7 protein-coding genes and 1 pseudogene are annotated in these 7,638 nt (G+C 50.9%); all 8 read right to left on the bottom strand.

Translation table 11 applies throughout. From position 1 onward, the window contains the following. Positions 1-242, bottom strand: a pseudogene (locus ACI4N7_RS04350) (ABC transporter substrate-binding protein); the annotation flags it as partial. A gap of 26 nt (positions 243-268) precedes the next feature. Beyond that, complete coding sequence (locus tag ACI4N7_RS04345; RefSeq protein WP_439732143.1) at positions 269-1,861, bottom strand: nitrogenase component 1; 1,593 nt, start codon at positions 1,859-1,861, stop codon at positions 269-271. A gap of 197 nt (positions 1,862-2,058) precedes the next feature. Further along, positions 2,059-2,877 carry a hypothetical protein gene (locus tag ACI4N7_RS04340; RefSeq protein WP_439732142.1) on the bottom strand — a complete coding sequence of 273 codons (819 nt, stop codon included), beginning with the start codon at positions 2,875-2,877 and terminating at the stop codon, positions 2,059-2,061. 155 nt (positions 2,878-3,032) lie between these two features. Then, entirely contained in the window at positions 3,033-3,851 is an 819-nt protein-coding gene (locus ACI4N7_RS04335; RefSeq protein ID WP_439732141.1) for a hypothetical protein, read from the bottom strand. 408 nt (positions 3,852-4,259) lie between these two features. Further along, on the bottom strand, positions 4,260-5,537 hold the full coding sequence (locus ACI4N7_RS04330; RefSeq protein ID WP_439732140.1) for a DUF445 family protein: 1,278 nt from the start codon (positions 5,535-5,537) through the stop codon (positions 4,260-4,262). Continuing rightward, positions 5,534-6,751, bottom strand: coding sequence for a DUF445 family protein (locus ACI4N7_RS04325; protein ID WP_439732139.1), 1,218 nt, complete (start codon positions 6,749-6,751; stop codon positions 5,534-5,536). Before ACI4N7_RS04325 ends, ACI4N7_RS04330 begins: the two co-directional genes overlap by 4 nt. 279 nt (positions 6,752-7,030) lie before the next feature. Then, positions 7,031-7,351, bottom strand: coding sequence for a YkgJ family cysteine cluster protein (locus tag ACI4N7_RS04320; RefSeq protein ID WP_439732138.1), 321 nt, complete (start codon positions 7,349-7,351; stop codon positions 7,031-7,033). Then, a partial coding sequence (locus tag ACI4N7_RS04315; RefSeq protein WP_439732137.1) for a hypothetical protein occupies positions 7,351-7,638 on the bottom strand: 288 nt, incomplete at its 5' end. The genes ACI4N7_RS04320 and ACI4N7_RS04315, both read right to left, overlap by 1 nt.

The following is a 7,638-nucleotide window of genomic DNA, read 5'->3' as shown; positions in this document are numbered from 1 at the left end:
CTTTCTGAACTGCCGCCGTCAAGAGCATAGACAATGGATGCCCAGGGAATGGGAGTAACAGCGATTTTACTCACCTTTTCCGGCAGGGTCACCTGGTTTCCTTTAATATCGGTTATTGTCCTTACCGCCGATGCAGACTGTGCTTCCTGTTTTCCACCGCCGCATCCTGAAATACCTGCTGCCGCTCCAGCCAGAGCCAGCACAGCAAGACCCGCCAGCACTTTCTTTTTCCAATTCTTCATTTTCCCTTCTCCTCTCAAGTAATGAATTACAGTTTCTGAAGTTTTTCCCATATGACATGCCCCATAATGCCTCCGCCGGGCAGGAGTGCCTTTCTTCCCGACAAAGCACCCCAGGGAAAAGGAATGAACTCTTTCCCTTTGAAAAACGGCTGGAGCAGGGGATCTGCCACCACCATATCCGCTTCTTTTCCCAGATTTTCCAGCTCTGCCTCTGTTTTAAAATAACGCACCCAATCTGATCCCGGCGCCATTTCATACAGGCTTCTGTCTTCTGCAGTCCATGCATAGGCACCCAGACGCAGGCGGGAAAATCCCCTGTGCCACAGGGCATGAGCTGCGGCCATGGTATGGACCGGATCTCCGACGAGAAGTACTTTTTCCTTCCTGGTATGGGGAATGTCCATATTATGGATTTTGAGGACTGCCTTTCCCTGGCCGGCAGAAACCAGATTCCTTACATGCTTCTGCCACATGGAAAAGGCATGGTCTCCCACAGGGCAGGAAATCAACAGAGGAATACCGCAGGATTCCGCAGCATACTGCGCTGCGGAAAGGCCGGCGGAAGATACAACCCACAGAAGGGACGGAAGAGCAGTCATCTCATTTCTTCCGGAAAAAAGAGGAGTAAGCCCCTCTTTTCGCAGGAAACGGATGCAGGCATCATACTGGTGAATATCCCCACATAGAAGAGGGCTGTAGCCAAGAATCAGCACCGTCTTTTTATTTCCCTCTTTCGGTAAAAGCCGGAGATTCTCTGCCCATTTTCTTTCCGCCCGGCTCACGCCCCAGAGAATGTCGTGGAAACCGTCAGCCTCAAAGAAAATGCCTTCCTTTCCTGCCGACTTTGCAATGCGCGCTGCCGTGGTTTCTCCATCCATGCCCGTAAAGGAAGGCACCGCGGAGCTGATCAGGGCAAAATGATGAAGCTCTCCGCTTTTCAGCAGTTCCTCCGTCTGTGTTTCTGTCGTTTCTTCCATACCGAAAACATAGTCCCTTTCTTCTGTTTTCGTGTAATACACATGCTCCTGCCCCGCCATCATATCCATATGCACCATGCAGCTTCGGCAGCCGGCAGGGGTCAGAAGAATATTGGCCGTTCCTTCCTGCATAAACCAGTCGGAGATTCCCGCGCAGTCCGCCACCGGCGGCGGAAGAAGGGGCACCTCTTCCACCGCCTCTTCCCTGTCGGGAGGCAGGTGTTTTACAAAATCCTCCGCCTTCTCATATCCTTTTTCCGCCTTTCCCAAAGGGCCCCGGAAAAAGCAGCGCACTGTCTTTCCCGTTTCCCGGGAAAGCCTTTCTTCCATATGTTTGAAATCCATGCGGATCAGAATGTCCGGGCAGGACAGGTAGAAAATAATGACTTCTACCCCTTTCCTTCGGGAAACGGAGCGAATCTTTTCACTGATCCGCTCCTCCGCTGTTCCCAGCACATAGTCTTCTTCCGTCAGCGGCACATAGGCAAGCCTGTCTGTTTTATTCTTTTCTACAGCCAGCACATACGCCTCCCGGATGCAGGGAATGGAACCCCCGCAGACCAGCACCGTGTCCTTCCGTTTCCAGAATTCCGCCATGGGAAAGCCTTCGTCTGTTACCTCTTCCGTCTTGATTGTAAGCATTGCGTGAACCTTTCATTAATATATACTAGTGTAATACATCTTATATATTAAATCTATATAAGATTATCAAATAAATCAAATAGAATATCATGAAGCTTTCATTCAAAATTATTGAATAAAAAAAAGACTTAGTCCATAGAATAAAATTCTATGGACTGAGTCTCTACAATAGCAAAGATCAGATGCAGGGAATGGAATCAGGCTCCCAATTCATCCAGCAGTTCTTCTGCTGCATCCACCGATTCCTGAATTTCCGGACGAAGGGTTGCATCATCGTTCAGGAAACGGATTTCCGAAAGAGCACGGATCAGGCGGGCAATCTGGGCCGTACGGCCGATAAGGATTTTCTGGGCCGGTGTATACTTGGTCCAGTCGCTGCCGGCATCATTCTGAATAGATTTGATATCCTCAATGCCGTCTTCGAAATAATCAGAAAGATCCAGCAGGGCATCTTCCGTCTTCCGGGCTTCATGGCGCACCAGCTGCATGCGGATGCACATATTCTTGACTTCCTTCTGGAATCCCTGGAGACGGGCGCTCATATCCTTCAGTGCTTTCATGTCATCGGAACCATCTGCCGAGAGGTCAAGGCCTTTGATATCCGGTACCTTGGCATACTGATCCAGCACACCGGCGCCGAATCCCACTGCATCCACCGCACCGGCCAGGGTTACCACGCTCATGGCCTTGGCAGAAAGCTTTTCCATTTCCCGCCAGTTCTTCCGTTCCTTATTGAAATGCTCCAGGCCGGTTAATGTATCGCAGTCATGGAAATCCACATTCTTCAGCTGGGAAAAAAGGCTGGTGAATTTTTTCATATCGCCGGACATGAGGGTAATCCGCACCCGGTCCAGCTCACCCAGCTCATCCTGGGCACGCACTTTCGCGCGGTTGATTCTTTTCGTAGCCCTTCTCTTGGCTCTTTCCACTTCTCCATTAATGCTTTCAGGACGGGCGGAATTAGAATTGCCGCTGACAGCGCCTGCGAGCATTCGCAGAATAAAAGAAATCGACATGACTCGTTCCCCCTTCAATCAGTTTGATGTTCGAACCAGGGAAACACTGATGAAATCTTGCACTGATTTTGGAAATGAATCAGCGATTCCCTGCCTATCTATGTTTATTATTATAGCATATAAAAAGGCTCATAGAAACGGAAAGACGCGCTCCTTCATGCATCCCGGAAGGCCAGAGCCTTCTTTGCCTTTTCAATGGCTTTTCTGCTGTCTTCGCTGACTTCTCCCTTGTCATTGAGGAGATGAGGGAAGAGCATGGTAATCAGCTGCGCTACCTGGATAGCCCGGGCGATCTGCATTTTTTCCGACTGGGAATAGCGGTTCCAGTCTTCTCCCTTCCTGTCCAGAATGGTTTTCAGATCCTCAATGCCGTCGACAAAATAATCATGGAGATCATTGAGGCAGTCTGCTTCCTCTCTTGCTTTCTGGCCGATTTCATCCAGGCAGGCCGTCAGTTTACGCACATGTTCCTGGTAATTGTTCAGCTCCTGAATCAGTTCATGAATGTATGCCATATCCATGCTGTGGAAACGCTTGTTGTCAATGTTCACCTTCGGCAGAATGGAGAAGCTGTCCAGCAGACCGAAACCGAGGGCCATGGGCGAATAGGCTGCAGCGCTTACTGTCTCCAGGCTGGCGATCTTATCTGCCCGGTCAATCATATCATCCACCCGGAATCCTTCCTTCAGGAAGCTTTCAATGCCGGGAAGACCTTCGCAGTCCTTCAGATTAAAATTACGAACCTGGGCGCAGTACTTGGTAAATTCCTCCATATGACCGGACGTAGCCGACACCTTGGCGCGGTCCATTTCCCCGATTTCATACTGGGCACGGCTGCGCAGGCGGAGCAGTCTTCTCCTTACACGCCGGAACGCTTTATGCAGTTCCCCCTCCAGATCCTTGATATAGGTCGAATCCTGAATTTCCCCTTTTTCCATTGCCTGTAGAACCTGAAGAACATAGGTTATAGTCATATCTATTCCTCCTTTGGACTATCAGAACCCCCATCTTTGGGGACTTGGACTATCATACCGCACTGCTATCCCATTCGTAGCGCAAAAGCCACGGTCCGCCTCTGCATGGCACTCAAAGAGGCGGTCCTGTCAATTTGAAGGCTTTCATCAGAGAAACACAGATCACCGGTGTTTCACCTGCACTCCCTTTCCCCCGCCTTATACAAGGCCTTTTCTTACACCATTAATTATACACCATTAGAAAAAAATAGATTTTAATAAAGCCTTTTTTCTATTACAGAAAAAATCTATAGGCAACAACAAAAAAGGATGAAATCTGCGAAAGCAGAGCCTGTAAAGGACCGGATTTCTGCTTCATAGGTCCGAAACTGATTCAGGAAACGGGCCATGCCGTTTTGCAGGCACCGTTCATCCCATTCCTGAAATCAGCGGACTCCATATTTCTATAAGGAAAAGATAAAAGAAACAGCCTGCCAGAAGACCTACGATGGCACCGTTGATACGGATGCCTTCCAGTTCGCTCCATACTTTGGACTCTACAAACTCATTCAGTTCATCATCTGTAAAGCTGTCCAGCACCTCTGTCATGGCCGGAGCCAGGTACCCGTGCTCGTAAGAAATGATTTCCACCGCCAGATCCCGGGCGAACTGATCCATGCGGCGCCGGAAATTATCATCCCTTCCGGCGCTTAAAAGGGCCCCGTGCAGGGCACTTTCTATCTGAGGCACCAGCTTTTCATGAAAAGCCGCCCCTTCGCCCCAGGTCTGCAGGAAATGATCCACCCCTTCTTCCACTTTGGCTTCCAGAGGCAGGGAGGCAAAAAGGGTTCTGCCGAAGTCATCCAGTGCCTTTTCCGTGACTCCGTCCTCCAGAAACCGTCTTACCATGCTGTCCCATCCGGCCAGAAGGGTTTGGCGGAAGGGGTTATCCTTCTTCTTCCATGTTTCGATTTCACTTCCCAGGGCATCCATGGCTGCATGGGAAAGACTGTCATAATCAATGGCACCGAAAAATTTTCCCAGGCCATAGGCCAGGGAGCCGAAGAATCCCTTTTCCTCCGCATCGCCCTTTTTCTCCAGAAAACGGGCCAGTGCTTTTCTATTTCCCGCATCCTCTGTCCTTTTTTCCGCTTCCTCCAGAATTCTGTCCAGCCATTCTTCCCTGTTGATTTCAGAAAGGATTTTCCCTCTGGCAAAGGCAGTGAAGGCAGAAAGCCGCTTCTCTCCCTCCCTCCTTGCCATCAGAGCCGCATCATGCCGATGAGATTTCACAAAAGAGACCAGCCATTTCCCAGCCTTTTCCGCCAGTCCCTTTTCCAGGGCCTCTCTCCTCTCCCTGTTTTCCAGCCTCTGAAATACCAGGCGGGAAGCAGAAAAGCCTTCCACCTTCTTCAGCAGATTGTCCCTGGAAAGGAGTGTGCTGTTCACTTCTCCCAGCTTATGAATGATCCGTTTCCTGCTGCCCGGAATCAGCCGGCCTACAGGCAGGTGGAAAGGCCGCCGGAAAAGTGCTTCCACCGCAATGTAGTCCGCCACGCAGCCGATGAAGCAGGACTGGGCCAGAAAATAGAGAACAGAAAGCCAGGTCTCCCCCTGCCACTCACTCCACCGGTTTCCTGCGAAAGCAAGAAGAAACAGGGCAAATGAAACCCCCATAAGCAGGTTTGCCCGCCGATACCGTTTCATCGCATCACCCCCGCCGCAAAAAAGGCAAGGCCCAGAAGGGCGCCGAAAAGGGAACCGTTCATGCGGATAGCCGCGACTTCCTCCGATGCCGCTTCCTCCGCCAGACGGGCCATGGCCTCCCCGTCATACTGGGAAAGCTTTTTCTCCACCACGGAGGCTACGGCTCCATGGATTTCCTTCAGCCGGGGAAGAACCAGGGAAAGAAGCCAGGCATCAAACCGGCGCCGCTCCGTTTTGTCCCCCAGCACATCTTCTATCCGGGAGAGAATTTTTCCCGCCAGAAGGCCTGCCAGTTCTTCATGACGGTTCTGCCACTCTTTCAGAAAGAAATCCTTTCCTTTTTCCTCCAGAAGCTTTTCCGCCATGCCGGAAATCTTCCGGTTCAACTCTTCCTTCCAGAGGCTGTCCGTAGTCAGTTTTTCCAGCAGGCCGTCATACTTTTCGCCTAAAGCTTTCCTCACTTCGCTGTTCCCGTCTGCCAGGGTATCTGCCAGGTCAAAAATCTTTTTCTGAATCCCCCGGATAAATTCCTCATCCCTGTCCTTCAGGGCCTTCCGGAAGAGGCGGTGGAAATTCAAAGGGCCATGGGCCTCATAGTTATCCCAGGCGGCACGGTAAATATTGCCGATTTCCTCCAGGGTAAATTCATCCTGCAGGAAACGGCGCACTTCCTCCTCCAGTGCCTGGGAGAGCTCTTCCTTTTTTTCATAGTTTTTAAAGGAAAGCATCACTGAAGCCAGACAGGACGCCCAGTCTATGGACGGAAGAAAGGAGGCCAGACTGCCTCCCGTCATTTTCCAAAGCCATTCTTCGTGAAGGGAAGAAAAAGCGGACTCCAGCCCCTCCGACAGGATACGATGCAGCTCTTCCCGATGCTCTTTCAGCCAGTGCTCCACCACTGCCGAAGGCACATGGTTCACCAGAAGCCGTTTCAGCCGACGCTCGGAGAGGATTTCTTCCGTCACCATATCCCTGGCCATGGCTACGATTTTATCCCGGCTTCGGGCAATGAGATTCGTCCGGAATGGAATACCCAGCGGTTTTCTGAAAAGAGAGGTAACGCCGAACCAGTCCGCAAAGCCGCCTACGGAAGCGGCAAAGGAAAGGTGAAACAGGGCTGCCGCAGCCATACTGCCTTCCTGAAAAGGAGCGGACGCCAGCGCCGCAGCCGCCGAAATTCCCAGTATGCCGTCGGCCATTGTTTTCTTACGCATAAATCCTCCTTACAGGAATTCCCGGAAAACACTGATTGATCCTTAAATGAGCGGATCACCGAAATCTCACGCCCCAAATGGTACAAGCCGCATTGGGGAAAGAGATCTCTCAGCTCAGTGCCTCAATAAACCCCAATCCTTTACCACCCATACCAACATGCAGCTCCGCTTGAGATGACATCGGCAAAAACCAGCATATGATCAATTTTCGAAAACCAACGGCGCGTACCGAGATTCTTCGCCGCCGCTCAGAATGACTGTGTCAGGGGCCTCCATGTTTTAATCATCGTTTTCCTTAATTTCTTCTATAATTTTACTGATTCTTGCCGCATTGTCTCTATTTCCGGAAGCAAGGTTCAGCGCACGGCACACACGAAGATTGGCCAGCACATAGTCCTTTTCACTCATGGTGCCATGAAATTTCTTCTCATACATGGCCTTTGTGCTGCAGATGGCAGGGCGGCGGTGATAGATGCGGCATTTTTTCGTTTCCCTGTCAAAGAAACGGCACTGCCCTCTTTCATCCAGAAAGTCTTGCAGCTCCGGCACAAAGCGGGCATTTTCACAGCAGAGGCCGCAGGCAATGCAGGGAAAGTGCATTATGCCTTCACCTGTGACTGTGCCTTTGGCAGAAATGCTTCCACCTTTTCATAGGTGGCAAGAGATTCCTCCGTCACGGCCCCTGCTTTGGTAAGAATAGGCGTATCAAGCACCGCCTTCACCACACCGGCGGTGGAAAGAGCCATGGCAACTGTTTTTCTTTCCTCCTCACTGTAGCTCCGGTAATCGGTGCCCGTCTTTTTTACAATGATTTCCATCTGATCAGTCAAAGGCCGGAAAAGAGTATCCACTTCAGACAGAAGCTTCGTAAACATGTCCGCCCGTTT

Source organism: Dialister sp. (assembly GCF_051885895.1).
Lineage (GTDB): Bacteria > Bacillota > Negativicutes > Veillonellales > Dialisteraceae > Dialister.
The sequence above is the reverse complement of the archived record's forward strand: the minus strand, read 5'-3'. Positions and strand labels throughout refer to the sequence as shown.

What these genes read in the sequence shown, in the direction of transcription:
- ACI4N7_RS04345 (WP_439732143.1), bottom strand. Translation starts at nt 1,861, where the DNA reads ATGCTTACAATCAAGACGGAAGAGGTAACAGACGAAGGCTTTCCCATG.
- ACI4N7_RS04340 (WP_439732142.1), bottom strand. Translation starts at nt 2,877, where the DNA reads ATGTCGATTTCTTTTATTCTGCGAATGCTCGCAGGCGCTGTCAGCGGC.
- ACI4N7_RS04335 (WP_439732141.1), bottom strand. Translation starts at nt 3,851, where the DNA reads ATGACTATAACCTATGTTCTTCAGGTTCTACAGGCAATGGAAAAAGGG.
- ACI4N7_RS04330 (WP_439732140.1), bottom strand. Translation starts at nt 5,537, where the DNA reads ATGAAACGGTATCGGCGGGCAAACCTGCTTATGGGGGTTTCATTTGCC.
- ACI4N7_RS04325 (WP_439732139.1), bottom strand. Translation starts at nt 6,751, where the DNA reads ATGCGTAAGAAAACAATGGCCGACGGCATACTGGGAATTTCGGCGGCT.
- ACI4N7_RS04320 (WP_439732138.1), bottom strand. Translation starts at nt 7,351, where the DNA reads ATGCACTTTCCCTGCATTGCCTGCGGCCTCTGCTGTGAAAATGCCCGC.